At 50.1% G+C, this 18,646-nt stretch carries 14 protein-coding genes and 1 pseudogene; 12 read left to right on the forward strand and 3 right to left on the reverse strand.

Features of this window, described 5'->3' with window-relative positions:
• Window positions 1–106: 106 nt before the first annotated feature.
• The 8 genes from NSCA4_RS0110395 to NSCA4_RS0110425 all read left to right on the forward strand — a co-directional run bounded on the left by NSCA4_RS0110395 (window position 107) and on the right by NSCA4_RS0110425 (window position 8,155).
• Entirely contained in the window at window positions 107–736 is a 630-nt protein-coding gene (locus NSCA4_RS0110395; RefSeq protein WP_016688067.1) for a lytic transglycosylase domain-containing protein, read from the forward strand.
• A gap of 130 nt (window positions 737–866) precedes the next feature.
• Window positions 867–2,249 carry an MFS transporter gene (locus NSCA4_RS0110400; RefSeq protein WP_016688068.1) on the forward strand — a complete coding sequence of 461 codons (1,383 nt, stop codon included), beginning with the start codon at window positions 867–869 and terminating at the stop codon, window positions 2,247–2,249.
• A gap of 3 nt (window positions 2,250–2,252) precedes the next feature.
• Window positions 2,253–2,768 (forward strand): single-stranded DNA-binding protein, encoded by a 516-nt coding sequence (locus NSCA4_RS0110405; RefSeq protein ID WP_016688069.1) that lies wholly within the window; start codon window positions 2,253–2,255, stop codon window positions 2,766–2,768.
• Between the two features lie 472 nt (window positions 2,769–3,240).
• The gene (locus tag NSCA4_RS13120) at window positions 3,241–4,317 is read left to right on the forward strand and encodes a site-specific integrase (RefSeq protein WP_255265306.1); all 1,077 of its coding nucleotides are present in this window, start codon (window positions 3,241–3,243) and stop codon (window positions 4,315–4,317) included.
• Window positions 4,318–4,379: 62 nt separating this feature from the next.
• Window positions 4,380–5,282, forward strand: coding sequence for a site-specific integrase (locus NSCA4_RS13125; RefSeq protein ID WP_255265307.1), 903 nt, complete (start codon window positions 4,380–4,382; stop codon window positions 5,280–5,282).
• Complete coding sequence (locus tag NSCA4_RS16115) at window positions 5,279–5,701, forward strand: hypothetical protein (RefSeq protein ID WP_255265308.1); 423 nt, start codon at window positions 5,279–5,281, stop codon at window positions 5,699–5,701. Before NSCA4_RS13125 ends, NSCA4_RS16115 begins: the two co-directional genes overlap by 4 nt.
• Window positions 5,702–5,703: 2 nt before the next feature.
• A complete protein-coding gene (locus NSCA4_RS0110420) occupies window positions 5,704–7,743 on the forward strand; it encodes an integrase (RefSeq protein WP_029609729.1) in 2,040 nt (679 codons plus the stop codon).
• Window position 7,744: 1 nt separating this feature from the next.
• Complete coding sequence (locus NSCA4_RS0110425) at window positions 7,745–8,155, forward strand: hypothetical protein (protein WP_016688071.1); 411 nt, start codon at window positions 7,745–7,747, stop codon at window positions 8,153–8,155.
• Window positions 8,156–8,737: 582 nt separating this feature from the next.
• Here NSCA4_RS0110425 and NSCA4_RS16120 read toward each other — a convergent pair.
• The 3 genes and pseudogenes from NSCA4_RS16120 to NSCA4_RS13135 all read right to left on the reverse strand — a co-directional run.
• Entirely contained in the window at window positions 8,738–10,069 is a 1,332-nt protein-coding gene (locus NSCA4_RS16120; RefSeq protein WP_438284945.1) for a hemagglutinin repeat-containing protein, read from the reverse strand.
• A gap of 55 nt (window positions 10,070–10,124) precedes the next feature.
• The gene (locus NSCA4_RS13130) at window positions 10,125–15,434 is read right to left on the reverse strand and encodes a two-partner secretion domain-containing protein (protein WP_438284944.1); all 5,310 of its coding nucleotides are present in this window, start codon (window positions 15,432–15,434) and stop codon (window positions 10,125–10,127) included.
• 68 nt (window positions 15,435–15,502) lie between these two features.
• Window positions 15,503–16,960 (reverse strand): annotated as a pseudogene (locus NSCA4_RS13135) (ShlB/FhaC/HecB family hemolysin secretion/activation protein); the annotation flags it as partial.
• A gap of 124 nt (window positions 16,961–17,084) precedes the next feature.
• Here NSCA4_RS13135 and NSCA4_RS0110440 point away from each other — a divergent pair.
• The 4 genes from NSCA4_RS0110440 to NSCA4_RS0110455 all read left to right on the forward strand — a co-directional run.
• Window positions 17,085–17,279: a YgaP family membrane protein gene (locus NSCA4_RS0110440; RefSeq protein WP_016688073.1), complete on the forward strand. Its 195-nt coding sequence runs from the start codon at window positions 17,085–17,087 to the stop codon at window positions 17,277–17,279.
• A 12-nt stretch (window positions 17,280–17,291) separates the two neighbouring features.
• The gene (locus tag NSCA4_RS0110445) at window positions 17,292–17,813 is read left to right on the forward strand and encodes a rhodanese-like domain-containing protein (RefSeq protein ID WP_016688074.1); all 522 of its coding nucleotides are present in this window, start codon (window positions 17,292–17,294) and stop codon (window positions 17,811–17,813) included.
• A 79-nt stretch (window positions 17,814–17,892) separates the two neighbouring features.
• Entirely contained in the window at window positions 17,893–18,195 is a 303-nt protein-coding gene (locus tag NSCA4_RS0110450) for an ArsR/SmtB family transcription factor (protein WP_016688075.1), read from the forward strand.
• A 190-nt stretch (window positions 18,196–18,385) separates the two neighbouring features.
• The coding region (locus tag NSCA4_RS0110455) for an IS5 family transposase (protein WP_016688076.1) at window positions 18,386–18,646 on the forward strand (261 nt) is incomplete at its 3' end.

The following is an 18,646-nucleotide window of genomic DNA, read 5'->3' on the forward strand; positions in this document are numbered from 1 at the left end:
GGAGATATTCTTATAATATCCGTTTTGCAAACGTCAAAAGGTCGTCTGAAAACAAAAATAGGGTTTTCAGACGACCTTTAAACCGACTAAACGAATGACACTACACATGAAAACGGAAAACCTTATCCTCACACCCGAATCCCCGTCCCGCCGCCGCTTCTTACTGGCAGGCGGCGCATTGCTGCTCAGCCCTGCCGCCGCACTCGCCGGCGCGCAACGCGAAGAAACGCTTGCCGACGATGTCGCTTCGGTCATGCGCAGCTCCATCAACAATGTCAATCCGCCGCGCCTCGTGTTCGCCGATCCAAACGAAGGTGAACGCTGGCTGGCGGCAATGTCTTCACGCCTTGCCCGCTACGTTCCCGACGCTGCCGAACGCCGCCGCCTGCTGGTCAACATCCAATACGAAAGCAGCCGCGCGGGGTTGAATACCCAAGTGATTTTGGGTTTGATCGAAGTCGAGAGCGCGTTCCGCCAATACGCCATCAGCGGCGTCGGCGCGCGCGGGCTGATGCAGGTCATGCCGTTTTGGAAAAACTATATCGGCAAACCTTCGCACAACCTGTTCGACATCCGCACCAACCTGCGTTACGGCTGCACCATCCTGCGCCATTACAACAATATTGAAAAAGGCAACATCGTCCGCGCTTTGGCGCACTTCAACGGCAGCTTGGGCAGCAACAAATATCCCAACGCCGTCTTAGGTGCGTGGCGCAACCGCTGGCAGTGGGGTTGAACCGCGGTTTATAGACGGCTGCGGTCTGTGCAAATGCAAACCCTTTTGAATCCTGTATAATCCGCACATCTATCAATTTCAAAATTTCAGACGACCTCTGAATCCTACGGGATCGTCTGAAAAACCGTTTATGGCAAAAGACAACCGCATCCAAATGTTCCCGCACGAATGGCGTGCCAGTACCACCCTCTCCGGCGTTTACGCACTGCGTATGTTGGGGATGTTCTTGGTTCTTCCCGTTTTGTCCTTATATGCCGCCTCATTGCCCGGCGCGGAAAACAACAAAACCTTAGTCGGCTTGGCGATGGGCATCTACGGATTGACGCAGGCTTTGCTGCAACTGCCTTTGGGCATCGCCTCCGATAAGTTCGGACGTAAAAAAACCATTTATGTCGGACTGATTGTCTTTGCTGCCGGTAGTTTTTTAGCCGCCGCCGCCAACTCATTGCCCATGCTGGTTGCCGCGCGCGCCATACAAGGGGCTGGCGCAGTCAGCGCCGCAGTTACCGCGCTGCTTGCCGACTTGACCCGAGACGGCGTGCGTACCCGCGCAATGGCGATGATAGGCTTGAGCATAGGCTTGACCTTTTCCGTCAGCCTTGTGGTTGCGCCGATGATTGCCGACATTATCGGCGTTCCCGGATTGTTTATGCTGACCGGTATCCTGACCGTCATCAGTATAGGCGTTGTCGCTTGGATGACCCCCGATCCCGAAGTATCCAAGCTGCACGAAGACACACAGGCGCAGCCCTCGCGCATGGGCGAAGTGCTCCGCGACCGCCAGCTTCTCAACTTGGATTTCGGCATTTTCGCGCTGCACGCCGCACAAATGGCGTTGTTTACCGCCCTGCCGTTTGCCATGACGCAGCTCGGTTTGGAAAAAATCCAGCATTGGAAAGTCTATCTGCCCTCGACCATTACAGGGCTGGTGATCATGATTCCCCTCATCATCATCGGCGAAACCCGCAACAAGCTCAAACAAGTCTTCATTCTCGGCATCGCCTGCATTGCAGCGGCGCAAATCGGCTTATTGTTCGGCATGCACTCGATTTGGTTGATTACCGCCTATCTGGTTATTTACTTTATCGGCTTCAACGTATTGGAAGCCAGCCTGCCATCCATGGTGTCTAAGATTGCGCCATCCGATTTGAAAGGCACGGCGATGGGCGTTTACAATACCATGCAGTCCGTCGGGCTATTTGTGGGCGGCGCAAGCGGCGGATGGCTGTTTCAACAATACGGCTTTGCAGGCGTTTTCACCTTTTGCAGCGTGTTGATGCTGCTATGGCTGGTCATCGCCGTACTCGCACCCGCGCCCAAACCCGTCAAAAATCTCAGTTATCCCGTCAGCCCCGCATGGCAGGAAAAACACGATTCGCTCTACCAAGCATTGTCCCAAGTCGAAGGCGTCGAAAGCATTACCTTCAGCGCAGACAAACAAACCATTTACATCAAGGCGTTGCAAAAAGGATTTGACCAAGAGGCCGCCGAAAACATCATCACAGGAGTTTAAAAAATGTCATTGAACAAAGTCATCCTTATCGGCCGTCTCGGTCGCGACCCCGAAGTCCGCTACATGCCCAACGGCGAAGCCGTCTGCAATTTCAGCGTTGCCACCAGTGAAACTTGGAACGACCGCAACGGCCAGCGCGTAGAACGCACCGAGTGGCACAACATCACCATGTACCGCCGCCTCGCCGAAATCGCCGGACAATACCTGAAAAAAGGCAGCCAAGTATATCTGGAAGGCCGCATCCAAAGCCGTAAATACCAAGGCAAAGACGGCATCGAACGTACCGCATACGACATCATCGCCAACGAAATGAAAATGCTCGGCGGCCGCAACGACAACAGCGGCGGCGCGCCTTACGACGACGGCGGTTACAGCCAAGGCGGCTACCCACAACAAGCACCGCAGCAGCAATACCAAGCCGCCCCGCAAAACCAAGAGCCTCCCGCAGCCCCCCGCCGCCAAGCACCCGCCGCACCGGCTGCTCCAGTTGAAGACATCGACGACGATATTCCGTTCTGAATTCTGTATACTTGAATTTTGTAAAAAATAAATCATTAAAACCCAGAGAAACCTTATATAGCAAGGTTTCTCTTTTTTTACACATATTTTGACTTTTGTTATCTTCTTTGTTAGTATTTATATATATTAACTCTGTAAATTTAGTAGATATGTATAGACTAGAAACAATCCTGTTTTCAAATGGAGAACGCTTTTCCCTGTTAGTTAATGAGAAAACTGGCATACCTGATTTTTATTCAACCCTATGGGTAACAGTAGAACTACGTAATCAATCCGCAGTAAATACCATTAGAAATAAACTAGGAACCATACAATGGCTAATGAACTGGGAAAAAGAGAATAATCTTGTTATTAGTGATCTAATTCATAAAGAGATACTCTTAACAGAAAATCAATTAGAATCTCTTATTCAACATATGAGACTAAATGTAAAAAAGCAAAAAAATGTAATTAGTACAAAAAAAGTGTGTCAATGAAAGGTCGAACTCAATTTATTGATATTTACTCGTCTGTATCTCTTAGTCACCAATATAATAGGCTAACAACACTTTCAGAATACATATTATTTCTATCTAAAGTAATAAGTGTATCTAACGAATATATCAAAAAATTAACAAAATTACTTACGCTAATTAAAGGAGTAAGACCTAAGAATCATAAAGCATTATCTATCAAACCAGAAAGTGAGTTACCCGATGGATTGTTAGATGAGTTTATGTCTATTGCGAACTTTTCAAACCCTAATAATCCGTTTCAAGATATCGGAATAAGAAAAAGAAACCATTTAATGTTTATTTTACTGAAAGAATTAGGAATTAGAAGAGGAGAACTATTATCACTTCAAATACCATTTATCGATATAGGGACTGCTAAACCATCGGTTACAATAAAGCGAACGCATGATGATAAATTTGACACAAGAAAAATTCAGGCAGTTAGTAAAACTAAAGAAAGGCGCTTGCCAATATCACAAAAGATAGCTCAACTACTTAATGATTATATTATGAATTATCGTTCTAAAGTTCCCAATGCGAATACACATCCATATTTGTTTGTAACTCATCGAAAAGGAAAAACTCAAGGGAGTCCAATTAGTACAAGTTCTTTTGACAACGTTATTGTACCAACGATGAAAAAGGTAGATCCAAGATTCTCTATTATTCATCCGCATATTTTTCGTCATGAATGGAACTTATATTTTTCACGAAAAGTAGATAAGAATAATAAAAATTTAAATCATGATTCTTCCCATAAAGATTTTATCTCCCCTGAAAAAGAGGCAAAAATAAGACAGCATCTCATGGGGCATACGTCAGAAAAATCAGGTAATTTCTATAATCAACGTTATATTAGAGAAAAAGCTAACAAGATATTATTAGAACTTCAAATTGAGTTTCAAAAAAGGTTGATGATTATGAATCATAATAAAATTATTAGACAATCTAGAGATGGATATGTATTTGATGAAAACGAAAATTCTTGGCATATAAGCAAAGAAATAAAGATTAATTTTTCTAAACACATATTAGGAATTAATAAAAAACATTAGAAGGGTTTAGAAAGACATTAGCAATATATGCCGAAAAATATTCAAGTTATCACGTATCTCACATGTACCAACAGTTCCAACGATTAGTAATTTCAACTAGATTAGAAAATATTAACGTGCCAATAATCTTGGATTGGAAAAATAAATTAGGAAAAGATCATGAATGGTATTTAGGTGCACTAAAAGGTTTTTTGCTCTCATGGCATGAGTATGGTTATTATGGAGTTGATGAATCAGTTGCATTGCTGCTAGAAAGCTTTACCTTGAGTGGAAACAACAAAGGTAAAGCGGTATTAATGAGATGCCCTTATACAGGTGCATTTACTGAAAATGAAATTTTGGCTTTAATGACGGAGCTGGCTAGACTTTGGAAAGAAGATCTTATTCCATTTGAAACATATACATATATTCACTTACTTCAAGCTACCGCGAGAAGACCTATTCAAATCCGCCATTTAAAATTTGAAGACTTGAAAAAGGAAATTTCTCAAGGAACATGGAATTATTTCCTAAATATCCCTAGGGCTAAAAAGAGAGGTGGGTTATTTAGAGGAACATTTAAAAAGCTTGTCATCACAGAGGATTTGTATTTAATTCTCTTAAACTTCATAGAATATCAATACAAAAAATTACTTAGTTTGGTTGATGAAGCATTTATATCAGATTATAAAATGAGATTACCAATGTTTATCGATTGGAATACTTTGAAAAGGAATATACAAAATAGGTGTTTTGATCTTTCATTATTAGATAAAGATATTTTTCATTACTCAACATCTTTATTAGAGAAAAACACATTACGAAAGTTCTGTATTCATCAAAAAGCTGTTTCAGAGCGGACAGGTGAAATCATTCATGTTAATGCAAGACGTTTCCGCCATACAAGGGGGACTAACCTAGGGAGAAAAGGAGTTGGTGCAGAGATTATAGCAGAACTACTAGATCACTCAGATACACAAAATTGAAAGTCTATACTGAAAATACAGCGGATACAGTGCAATATATTAATCGCGTTATGGGTGCTGAAATGGGAAAACTAGCCCAAGCATTTGTTGGCAGAATTATTTCTAATTTGAATGAAAGTGAGAGAGGATTTGATCCAACATCTTTAATAACTAATAACGGAGTAGATACCATAGGCGCATGTGGGACGAATGATTTTTGTATAACTGGTTATGAGACTTGTTATTTATGTCCTAAATTTAGACCTTTGGTTGATGGTCCACATCAACAAATATTAAATAAACTGTATAAAGAGAAAGAAGAACGGTTAAGAAGAACTAAAAGTATAGATTATGCATCTTCTAAGGATCGTATTATATTGGCTGTTGAATATGTTGTTCAAGCGTGTAATGAAATGAAAAAAAATATAGAGACTCATTAATTATGAATAATACGATTTTTTTCCAGGTACATGAGAATTCAAAATCCAGTTTAGAAAATTTTATCACTTTCTGTAAAAACAAACTTACAGCTTTCGGAAGTGATTGTTGGGACAATAATCAATGGAGAGATACCTTTAATCTTCACAACATTCAAGTTCGTTTTTCTACAGATAGGGTTAAATCTACATCCTATCAATATGAGCCGTTATCTGAACCATTTATTAATTTTGCTAAAGCATACATTCGTTATGTTTACTCTCAGCAACCAGTTCGTCAATTATCACGGCATATGGAATCATTACGTATGGTTGAAATGGCTTTATACAATGTAAAAGCCAATTGCGATGTATTACAACTCGATAATTTAGTCATTAATGAAGTTGAAACCCTTGTATTGAAAAAATATAAAAAAGATACTGAATCAGTCAATAAATTAGGATATCAACTTGAAAAGTTATTTGATTTTTGTCGTGAAAATGGTATTACTCCAAATTTGTCTTTATGGAATAACCCATATAAACGTCCTAGAGATTTAACGATATTGCTTGATGAAAGAGGAAAAGAATACCGTTCAAGTAAAATGCCAACAGATGAAGAAATGATGTTGGTTGCTAAACTCTTTCATGATGTACCAAATTTAGATAAAGAAACTGAGTATTATACAGCAGTTATGGCTCTACTTATGGTTGCTCCATCTCGTTGTTCTGAGTTGATATCTTTATCTGTTAATTGCTTAGAATGGGAAGAAGATAGCTTAGGAAATAGGCAATTAGGTATTCAATGGATACCTGCAAAAAATGGAAAAGAGGGTTTGAAATGGGTTCCTAGTAGCATGCAAGATGTGATTATTGAAGCAGTCAAACGTTTAACAGATATAGGAGCTTTAGCAAGAAAAGCAGCAAAGTTTGTAGAAGAAAATCCTAACACAGTAATGATATCACCAGATCAAGGTATGCAAGTATCCCATTATTTATCTCAAAAACCTTTAACTGAAATAGAAATAGGTAAGATTTTAGAAATTAATGGAAAGCATGGGATTAAAACTAAGTGGTTTGAAAAGTTAATGAAAGAAAATAATGGCGTTATAACCTCTAATGTTTTGGGAAAGTACTTATACGAAAAATATACCTCAAAATTCAATTACTGGCCATATATTGATAAAAATAAAAACGTTAAAGCTTCTGAAGCCTTATTATTCAGAGAAAATGAATTTCATGATGATTTTCTCCCTAAAAAATTTTCTTTTATATTACCAACAGTAAATCTTATTAATGATAGATTCTGCTATTCGGATACACGTCCCAAAACATCATTATGGGAAAAGCATTGTATAACTACTTCGAAAGGAGAGTTTGTTAGATTACTATCACACAATGCAAGGCATTGGTTAAGTACAAAAGCTGAGAGAGGTGGAATGGATGAATTAACTTTAGCGAACTGGGCAGGGAGGGCTAGAATTGCAGATAATAAGGCTTATGATCACAGGACAGAAGAAGAAAAAAGTGAAGCAGTTCGGAATTTACTTATTCCCGAGGATGCTTCACTTTTAGATAAAATCCATTTAAATCTTCCAGTAACCTATGAAGACTTAGGAAAAAATAGAATTGGAATTGCAACTATAACAGAAATAGGCATTTGTGAGCATGATTATGCAATGTCGCCATGTTCTCGCCATGGGGATTGTGAAACATGTAAAGAACTCGTTTGTATTAAAGGATTAGAATCATCTTTAGAAATATTAAAGCTTAGAGAAATTCAACTTACAGAACAATTTAATAAAGCGAGAGAGCATCATAAATTAGGTGTTTTTGGTGCAGATCGGTGGATAAGTAATTTGGGATGGAGATTAACACATATAAAAACTAAAATTGCATTTCTAGAAAATAGGGAAATTCCAAATGGATCATTATTACGAATTCCTGATGAGTATGACCCTTCCCCAGTTAAATTAGCTTTACAGGAAAAAGGAATGGATGTAGACATTCTAAAACCAGAAACGGCTAAACTTGATGATGATTTATATAGGTTAATGGAGATGTAGTATGCCTAAAATTCTTATTACAGAAGAAAATTTGGAAGATATCATTATGTTGATTAAAACCTGGGAGGGGAAGTTAACATGGAATTTACTTTGCTCTAAAGTTTCAGAGTTATTGAATATTAAGAGTATTGAAAGACAATCACTAGCTAATTATCCAGATATACAAGAGGCATTTAGTAAACAAAAACAGAAGCTTAAAGAAAAAGCAAAAGCTAATCCAGAACCGAATGTAACAATGGATTATCTGCAAAAGCAAGTTAAGAATTTAAAAGCTCAAGTACAACGTTTGGAAGAAATTAATGAGCGATATAAACAGCAATTTATTGTATGGCAATATAATGCATATATGCATGGTATGACCCAAGTTACTTTAAATAAGCCTCTTATTGCTGTTAACCGTCAACGTAGGTAATTTATAGGATGTAAGGTAAATTATTTTTACTATAGTAGTCTCTACAAAAGATCGTCTGAAAATCAATTTTCAGACAATCTCTTCATACCTATTAAACTTCTTGATGGGTAGAGTAGAAAACAATTTTCGTCAACATCTACTTCTTCTGGCCGGAGAAATATAGCAGTTTAATGGCGCGTCAAACACTATTGTACTGAACTACTTTCTGCTCAAGCCCGCACCCCAACTTGCAGTAGTCTCCACTAAATCTTTATTTTGTTAACAATATGGATTTGCTCAGCCTCGCTCACGTCTTGCCGGAGACAAGCACACGGTCATGTATGCAAAAATTCAAGACTGCTGCATGGTTATTAATCCCAAAGGTATTCCAAAAAATAATTGTGCAAACTAGTTATCGGAACAGGAACGCAATTGAAGTGTAACGCGAAATTTCAGACAATCTGCATACCTCGCAATGACTGTGGCTGTCTAAACCTCGCCATTTCAGGAATGAGCCCATGCCAAACACCCACACTCATACCATCCAATCAACGCATGTCTACGACTGTACAATATCCACTTGCATGCTGGCTGATTGGACCTTCACCCGCTACCACACGCCCGGCAAATCCGAGTATGCCGTGGTGTCCGCCATGGCCGAGGGTGCGGCCGATGGCTTAGGCTGAGATAGTGTTCGTAGCTGCCGTCGTTTCGCTCTTTCAGGCTGCCTTCGTGGGCGGCCTGTTGTTTTTCCAGCTCTTCGGCTGCCGCTTTGGCACGGTTGCCCCTATAGGTGCCGACGGCACTGTGGATGGCGGCAGTCGATTGGGCGACGATTTGCTGTTTGTCGAGTAGGTTTTGCAGATCGGGTACGGCTTCGGCGCTGCGGTGGGCGTTTTGCAGATCGGTTTGGATGCCGAGTGCGCGGGCGCTGGTGGCTTGGCCGCCGATGGTGATGTTGCCTTCGCTGAGTACGGAGCGGGTGTAAGCTTGGCTGCCGCCGCTTTCATGCTGCGGCAGGGTGGGGCTGTAGTTGAGGCCTTTGTTCATGTTCTGGCCGGCGGTTTGGGACGCACGGCCGAAGGCGCTTTGATTGAAGCCGTCGCTTCCTTTCAGGCTGCCGCCATAACCGGCACCGATGCCCATGCTGCTGGCGCTGTAGCTGCTTTCGTTGCGGATATCTTCAAAGCTGAAACTGCGGGCGGTGAGTTCGTTGTGGTCTTTGTCTGCGGCAGAAGCGATGGCGCCGCCTTTAAGCCGGACGCTGTCGGCTGTGATGTGATAACCGCCTTCGCCGGCAAAGAGACCGCTTTGGCTGCCGACGCTGCGGCTGTGGCCGCTGGCTTTGCTTTGGTTGTAGTTGCCGGATACGCTCCATGCGGTACCGAGCGCGACTTGGGCGCGGATGCCGCCGCCGCTTTGTTTGCTCTCCTGTTCGACAGTGTCCTGCGGGCTTTCGATGTGCAGTGTGCCGCCGACTTCGGCGTCGATGCGTTTTGCATGGGCTTGGGCACCGTTCAGCACGGTATTGCCCTTGCTGCTGAGCTGCAGTTTGTCCGATTGCAGCAGGGTGTTTTGATGGGTTTGGCTGTCGGTGCGGTTTTTGCCTTTGCCGTAGGCGGCTTCGGCGTAGATATAGACGCCGGTTTGGGCACCAACGGAAACCCCGACGCCGACCTGTACGCCGGCATTGCGGTTTTTGCCGTCCTGATGTTGGCTGTCTTGGGCGGAGAGCAGCCGGATGTCGCGCGCGGAATCGAGGCGGATGGTGTCGCCCGCAGTAATGTTGCTGCCTTGGACGGTAATGTCGCCCTCGCGGCTGCGGATATTGATGTCGCCGCCGGCTTTAAGCAGCAGGTCGTCTTGGGAGACCAGACTGCTGCCGCTGACGGCGATATTGCCTTTTTCGGCAAGCAGACGGGTTTTACCGCCCACGGACAGGGTGCTGCCGCTGATGCTGCCGATCTCGCCCGCAGCCTGCCCCTGATCGTTAAAGGTGCCGAAGGGGGTGATATGGTCGCGGTTGTCGATGGAGAAACCGCTGCGCTTGCTGCTGCCGGTTTGCCGGCGGCTGTCGGCCGCGGCCAGCAGTCGGATGTCGTCGCGGGCATACAGCAGGGCATCGCCTTCGGCGGAGATTTGTGCGCTTTTGGCTTCGATGTTGCCTTCGGTGGCACGGATGCTGAGATGGCGGCCGGCTTCGGCGCTGCTGCCATCCTGCGTCTGCGTGCTGCGGCTGCGGCCGCCGCTGATCACAACCGGGGGTGCCGGCGGCCTGGCTGGCTTTGGCCGAGGCGCTGCTGCGCTGCATCCAGTTACCGACGATACTGTCGCTGTACCCGCCGCCCTGCATGGCTTTGTCCCAGGCGTTTTTGCCGGCGGTATAGGGGTCGTAAGTGATGCCGACCGAGAAGCCGCTTTGTTTGCGCTGTGTCCGGCTGTGCTGTTCGCTGCGGTTATAGGCTTCGCCAAGGGAAACTTCGTGCCCCTGCAGCTTCAGATCGCCACCGGCATACAGTTGTGCGGCTTCGGTAATCAGTTTACCGCCCGCCGCGATGGTGGTATCGCCTTTCAGGCTGCCTATCTGCGAGGAGGTTACGGCAGACGATACGCTGTTTTGCTGCAGCTTGGTTTGGGTTTTACCGTAACCGGCCATCGCCACGCCGTTTTTCAGGCTGCCGGTGAGGCCGGACTTTTTGCGCTCGTGGTTTTCCCAATCCTGGTAGCGGTTGTCTGCGGCGTCAATGCGCACTCCGCCTTGGGCGGCAATCAGGGTCTGATCGTCGCTGATGATTTGGCTGCCGCGGATGCGGGTGTCGCCGCCGGAAGCCGTTCTGACTTCGCGGCCGGTAATCACGCTGCCGGCTGCTTCGTCGTGTTGGCGCCGGTATTGGTCCAGCCGGCTTTTGCTGCCGACCAAACCGCGCTCTTTGCTGTAGGTCGATTCGTCCAGATCCAGGGTGCGGCGGCCTTCGGCGATGTCGATGTTTCCTTGGGCGGCCAGGGTGGTGCGGCCGTTTTGGCTGTCGATTTGGCCTTGGCGGATGTTCAGGTCTTTGCCGGCGGATACGGTGATGTTGCCAAGCGCTTCGATACGGCTGCCTGCTTCGGCGCTTTGGTGAACGTGGCGGTGGTTTTTGTCGTTTGCCGCGCCGTAGCTTTCGTGGCTTTCGGTGCGGACGGTGCCGAGTGTGACGCTGCCTTGGTGGGAAACGACTTGGGTACGGCCGTCGCGGGCGCGGTTGGCCAGGCGGGCGCCGTTCAGTTTGATGTCATGCCCTGCTTCGAGGCTGAGCAGTCCTTGGCCGTCTTCTGTGCCGCTGACATACAGTCCGGCCACACGGTCAACGGTGGTGCGGCCGTTGTGCGAGTCGCCGCTTTGGGCGGTGCTGCTTTGGAGGGTGATGTTGTCGGCTTTGAGGCTGAGCAGCCGTTCGGCTTCGATGCTGCCGCCGGTGATGTCGATTTGTTGTTGGGCGTCGAGTATGACGTTTTTGCCGCCGATGCGGCCGCTGTTGCTGATGTCGCCGGCGGCCAGATCGACGATGCGCCGGCCGGCAAGGGTGCCGCGGTTATCGATGCGGCCGGCATTCAGCTGCAGGGCGTCGGCGCTGATGAGGCCGCCGGCACTGTTGAGATCGCCGGGGCGGGCGAGTACGTAGACTTTGGGTACGAGTACGCTTTGGCTGCTGCCGTCGGCCAGGGTAACGGTCTGGCTTTCAAGCCAGACGATGTCGCTGGTCAGCCGGGCAACCTGCTTGGGGGACAGGGCGATGCCGGGGGTCAGCTGCTGGGTGCGGGCGAAGCTGATGCCGGCGTCCATCAGGGCTTGGAATTGGGCTTCGTCGTTGGGGTAGCCGTCCAGAAGGCGGTAGCCGGTCAGACGGGCAATCTGTTCGTTGATCAGGCGTTGCTCGTAATAGCCGTCGCCCAGCCGTTTGTGGGTGCGGTTGGGATCGGTTTGCAGGGCTTTGAGCATGTAGTCGCTGCCCAGCCAGGTGCGGTAGTCGGCATAGGCGGGATCGGTTTCCACCAGATAGCCGGGGCGGTCGGGACGGACGGTGTACAGGCTGCTTTCGGGCAGGCTGAAGCTGCCGTCGGGACTTTTAATGCGCGGCGGGGCAACGGCGGCGGTGGCTGCATCGGCTGCGGCTGCATGGCCGGCAGGAGGGTTCAGGCTGCCTTGGTTTTGCAGAATGTCGCTCAGCTGGTTTTCAAAGTCGTGGGTGCTGACGCTCGGGTTGTTGTAAGCATAACCACCTCTCCAATAGACATGATGCCTGCCTCGGTGGCCATGGCTTCTTTCGAAGGTCGCATGTTCGCTTATGCCGACTTCTTCCAGACGCCGCTGCTCCTGGGTGGCGTGGTTGGCAATCTTGTCTTTGGAAAGCCCCGACAATGTGCCACCGATCAGGATTTTGCTGTCACTGTTACGCCATTCTCCGCCTTCGGCTTTCAGGTCGCCGCCAATCAGGATTTCGCCCGGACGGCTTTCTACGATACGTTGGCGGTAACGGTTCAGGCTGTATTGGTAGCGGCGTACCGCCGATACGTCGGAGCGTTCGAATTTGCGTTCGGTACTGCCGCTTTTCTGTCTGCCCTGCTCGTTGAAACGGAAGACCAGATTAGTTCGGTATTGGCTCATGTTGCCGTCTTCGCTGTCAATGTAGCGTTCGGGCTCGCCGGCAAAGGTGTAGGCAGTTTGGCGGCGGCTGTCGGCCAAATATTCTTCGGTGCGCAAACCGGCGTTCAGGTTGTCCAGTTTTTGAACGGCAATCTGCCCGCCTCCCGCTGCTTCAATCCGCGCGCCGCGGTTTTCCAGTCGCTCGGCCCTGCCTTCGGCTTGATGGCTCTCGTTCAAACGGCCGCCGATATGCAGTGTGCCTTCGCTGCTGATCAGGCTGGAGACGCTGCCGGTTTGTACTTGGCCGTTTTCAATCCGGCCAAAGCCGCTGCCGGTGTTGCTTATGCTGCGCATGCCGATGTCCAGACGTTCGCGGGCGGCAATGACGGGGGCTTGGTTTTTGCCGTCTGCGCTTCGTTCTTCGCGGTTGTTCAGGCTGCCGCCGCCCAGGGCGAGACGGCTGCCGTAGATGCGGCCGCTGCCGATGTTGTTCAGGGCAGTCGCGGCATCAATGCGGGTCAGGCCGTTGCTGTTGATCAGGCCGCGGTTGTCAACGGTGTCGGCGCCAAGACGGGTATTGCTGCCGGAAACCAGTTTGCCTTCGGCGCGGTTGTCGATGTGCCGGGCACGGATGTCGAGCGCTTGGCCGCCGGCCAAACGGTGGCGGTTGCGGATGCTGCCGCCGCTTTCGATGCTGAGTTTGCGGCCGGCTTCGATGTCGTCGCTGCTGTCAAAGTCGGCGCTGAGTTTGAGGGCGGCGTCGCGGCCGGCGGCCAGGGTGCCGCTGCCGTCCAGCCGGTTGGCCGTCAGTTCGAGATCTTGGCCGGCCAGAATGCTGCCGCCGCCGCTGGCAATATCGCCGGCGGTCAGTTTCAGGCTGCCGGCAGTGGTGATTTCGCCTTGTTCGTTATTCAGGCCGTCTGAAAGGAGGATGTCGCTTTGGCTGTTGCTGCGGATTGCGCCTTGGCGGTTGTCGAGTCGGGTGCCATCCAGTTTCAGGCTGCCTGCGGCCAGGGCGCCGCCGCGGTTGTCGCTGTGGCTGCTGTGAATGTCGGCGCTGTGGGCGAGAATGTCGCCTTGGCGGTTGTCGAAACGGCTGCCGTCTGCTTTCAGGCTGCCGAGGGTGAGGCGGCCGCTGTTGGCCAGTTCGCTGTGTACGTTCAGATCGGTGCGGCCGCCCGCTTCGATGGTGCCGCTGTTGTCCAAACGGCCGGAGACGCTGATGCGGCCGTCGGCAGGAGTGGGGACTTGGGTATGGCCGCCGTGACTGTTGCCGCTATTGCCGTTGCCGTTATTGGCGGGCGGCCGCTTGTTGCCGGAGTGGGAACCGTTGTTGTTGCCGTTTCCGCCGTTGTTGCCGCTACTGTTTCCACTGTTGCCGTTGTTGTTTTCCGGCAGGCCGATGCGGCCGCTGTTGGCCAGGCGGGCGGTATCGACGGCCAGATCCTGACTGCCGCTTTGGCTGATGCGGCCGCTGTTGTCCAATACGGGGGCGGCGATGTCGAGACGGCCGCCGTCGATTTGGCCGCTGTTGCCGATATGGGCGCTGCGGATGCGGGTTTCTGAGGTGCTGAGAATGCGGCCGCTGTTGTTCAGGCTGCTTGTGCTGTCGATGCTGCTTTGGCCGTGGGCGTAAAGGGTGCCGCTGTTGGCCAGTGTTCCGTCGGCGCTGAGGGTCACGCCGCCGGCACCGGCGTAAATCTTGCCGGCATTGCGGATGCCGCTGCCGTTGTCGGCGGCAATCAGGGTGATTTTGCCGGCATACATGCCGCCAAGGGCGCCGGTGTCGATGGCAAAGACGGGGGCGGATGAAGACGGGGCGCGGGGTGCGGCGGGGTCTTTCAGGCTGTCTGCGGCGTCGGTTTGGCCGCCGGCGGCAATCACTTGGACGTTCTGCCCCCAAATGCCGCCGTCAATCTTGGCGGCTCGGCTGAGAATGCGGGTGTAGTCGGCATCGCGCGCATCCAGTCCCTGAGCGCCGATTTCGATACGGCCGCTGCCGATGTCCAAACCGTCGAAACGGCCGTCTGCCAGGATGGGACGGCCGGTGGTCAGGGTGGCGCCTGCGCTGTTGATAAAGCCGCCGCCGTCGACGCGGATGCCGGTGGGGTTGGCCATTACCACTTCGGCGCGGCGGCCGGCGATTTCGATATAGCCGTTCAGCCGGCTCGGGTCGCTGCTGTTGATTTGGTTGACGATTACACGGGCTTCGCCGCGGGCGAGAAAGGGGTTGACCTGTATCCAGCCGGCCTGGCGGGTGGATACGCTTTTATGGCTGTTGTTGAGAATGGTGCCGCGCGTGTCGATATCGAAACGGCGGTATTGGTTGACGGATACGCCGTGGGCGGTGGGGGTTTGGATATTGACCTGCGGCAGTCCGTTGCCGGTTTGCAGGATGACGGGCTGCTGGGATTTGGGGGCGGATTTGTCGGCTTGGATGTCGGCAGCGGCGGCGGGCACAATCAGGGCCGAACCGAAACCGAGCAGCAGGCTGAAAGCCAGCGTGCCCAAATGCAAACGGCAGCCTGAATGGGTTTTTAGACTGCCGTTACCGCCACCGGTTTCTCCGCCTGAGCGCTCGCCGGGGCTTTTGCCCTGCCCGACTGCGGTCTCGGCTACGGCCATCAGAATGCCGCGGCGGCGGTTGAAGACGATTTTATGGCGGTGTTTGTTCATGTTCTTGCGTCCGTGTGGAAATGGGAAACAGGCAGCCCAAATGCAGGTGGTGCCCGTGTTTTCTCCGGTTAAAACGAATAGTTTAGGTTGAAGCCGAAAACGGCGGTACGTTTGCTAAAGCCTTGCGGTTTTTTAATCGGTTTGCCGACAAACAGGTCGTAATTCAGGCTGCCGCCTGCTTTGAACTGGCCGCGCAGGCCGGCGGCGGCGCCGATTAGGGTTTGGCCGAGCAGGTATTGCGCCGAGTCGCCGGAAACATGGCCGCCGTCTAGCGCCAGATAAAACTGGTGGGCAGCCTGAAAATACCAGCCGACTTCGTTGCGCCAGTACCAGCCGCGCTCGGCCGACAGTGAGCTTTCGCCGTCGAAGCCACGCACGGTGTAGCGACCGCCGATGGCGATTTTGTCCAAAGGCGTCAGCGGGGTTTTATTCCACTGGGCATGCAGGGCGGTGTCATATACGAAGTGCTGCCGGCCGATTTGGAAGGGGTGGTTATAGCTGATGTCGGCAGTGATCACCTTCATTCTCGAAGTGCCTTCATCAAACACCTCTTCAGGGGCGGCAATGGCATCGGCCATGCCGGTGCCGCGCTTGTAGCCAAGGCCGATATCCAAAGTGCTGCGGCCGATGTATTCCTTGTGTTTTAGGCTCAACTGCCAACCGGCGGTTTTACGGCGCTGTACTTCGACTTCGGCATCATCGATAAAACTTTGGTTTTCTTTCTGCCACAGTTTGAAGCCGATATGGCTCTTGCGCCGCGCATCACGGTACAGCAGGCGGGTAAATCCGATGTCGCTGCCACGGCTTTTGCCGTTGTAGTCGTACACTTCATTGATACCCGCCACGGCTTGGTGGTAGCGGTAGTAGTTGTGGTTCCAGCTCCACAGCCAGTTGCCTGCAGGAACGGAATAGTGAAAGGCGTAGCTTTGGGTGCCGCCGGCGGTTTTTTTGCCCTCGGAGTCGGTATGGGCGTCGGTATGGCCCAGATGGCGGCCGTAGGACAGATAAAACAGATCGCTTAAGCCGAAAGGGTTGTCGGCAGAGAAAGTCAGGCTGCCTTGGTATTTGCCGGTGGTTTTGCTGCCGGAGTCGTCCACACCGAGCGACAGGCGGTAGGGCAGCAGCCGCTGCCGCCAGGCAACAATGATGTCGCTTTCATCGGGTGCATCGGCGGGAACGATTTGAATATCGGCTTCCGCGGTGGGTACGCGCTTGAGATTTTCCAGCCCCTGCTCGATACGGCGCAGATTCAGAATATCGCCGCCTTTCAACGGAATTTCGTTTTGAAAGGCGGCAATGCGCGCGACACGGGTTTGGTCGTTGTGCGAAGTATCAGTGCGAACCGAGCGCACTTTGCCGGGCAAAACGGTTAATTCCAAAGTTCCGCTGTTTAAATCCTGCGGTGCGGCCAAAATACGGGTAGTGGTATAGCCGTGGCCGATAACGGCGTTTTGTGCCGCAACCATAATGCGGTTGATGCCTTGCACACCCAAACATTGTCCGGATTGGAAGCCGGTTTCTTTTACCTCCGGAACACCTCACAGCAAACCGTTTGACAAAATTATTCCAAAAATATAAAATTTCTTATATATAACTTTTGTTATATATTTTTATTTTTAGATAACTCACTCTCAGACAAGGATCAATAAAATGAAACGGAATTTAGGTACTTTGGATCGCACTCTCCGCATTATCATTGGGGTAGCCTTAATCGCCGCCGCTGCGACAGGTCAAATCGGCTGGTGGGGTTGGTTGGGCATCATTCCGCTGGCTACCGCCTTGATAGGCAACTGCGCGTTGTACAGCTTATTGGGCATCAATACCTGCCACATCAGCAAAAAATAAAGAAGGCAAAATATGAGTAAAGAAGGACAACTTCCACGAATTACTCCTGCGGAAGCGGCAGCAAAAATCCGTGAAGGTGCGTTGGCAGTGGACATTCGCAGCCAAGCAGAATATCGGGGCGGACATATTGGTGGCGCATTATCCCTACCACCGGAGCGGCATCGCGATAAACTGTCCGAAAATGCTGCCCCCTGTCTGATTTTTTATTGCTTGGGTGGCAAACGCACGACGCAGGCAGAGGCAGCATTGGCGGAACTCGGTCGGGGACGCGAGTGCTACATTCTTGAAGGCGGTTTGCAAGCATGGAAGGCTGCCGGACTGCCCATAATCGCCGAACACGCCGCGCCGGACATCATGCGGCAGGTACAAACCATCGCGGGCGGATTGGTTCTGTTCGGTGTACTGGCAGGTTCGCTGGTATCGCCTTGGTTTTATCTGATAGACGCAGTAGTCGGCGCAGGTCTGCTGACAGCCGGTTTAACCGGATTCTGCGGCATAGCACGACTGCTGGCTAAAATGCCATGGAACCGCTAAACAGAGGTCGTCTGAAAGTTGCCGCTGCGGCAGTTATGGCTGATAATCCAACTTTCTTATTTGCAGAAAAGGTCAAACCATGACCACAGCCGACAATCAACCACCCTACGAAGAAGCCACCGCTTTCCTTAAACTTCTGGCAAACCCCCATCGCCTCGCCGTACTGTGTAAGCTGCACGAAAGACCGTACAATGTAACCGAACTGGCTGAATCATCCGGTCTCCCTCAAGCGGCGATGTCCAGCCAATTAGCCCTACTGCGCGAGGCCGGATTGGTGTCTTTTGAAGTAAACCACCGAGAGCGGCAATATTACATTGCCGATTCACGAGTCAACGATATGATACAGCTGCTGTATTCCTTTTTCTGTGCAGGAAAAGATTGAAATGTGGTTGTACTGCCTTAGACAGATTAATCAGAAAAATTAAGCTAAAAGGTCGTCTGAAAATTTTTCAGACGACCTTTTTGTTGTGTTTAGTAAGCTACCCTTTGCACTATTGCCTAATGAACCTGAGACCTTTGCAAAATTCCCCAAAATCCCCTAAATTCCCACCAAGACATTTAGGGGATTTCTCATGAGTACCTTCTTCCGGCAAACCGCACAAGCCATGATTGCCAAACACATCGACCGCTTCCCACTATTGAAGTTGGATCAGGTGATTGATTGGCAACCGATCGAACAGTACCTGAATCGTCAAAGAACCCGTTACGTCCGAGACCACCGCGGCCGTCCCGCCTATCCCCTGTTGTCCATGTTCAAAGCCATCCTGCCCGGACAATGGCACAGCCTCTCCGATCCCGAACTCGAACACAGCCTCATCACCCGCATCGACTTT

Source organism: Neisseria sicca 4320 (genome assembly GCF_000193735.1).
In the GTDB taxonomy this organism is placed as follows: domain Bacteria; phylum Pseudomonadota; class Gammaproteobacteria; order Burkholderiales; family Neisseriaceae; genus Neisseria; species Neisseria sicca_E.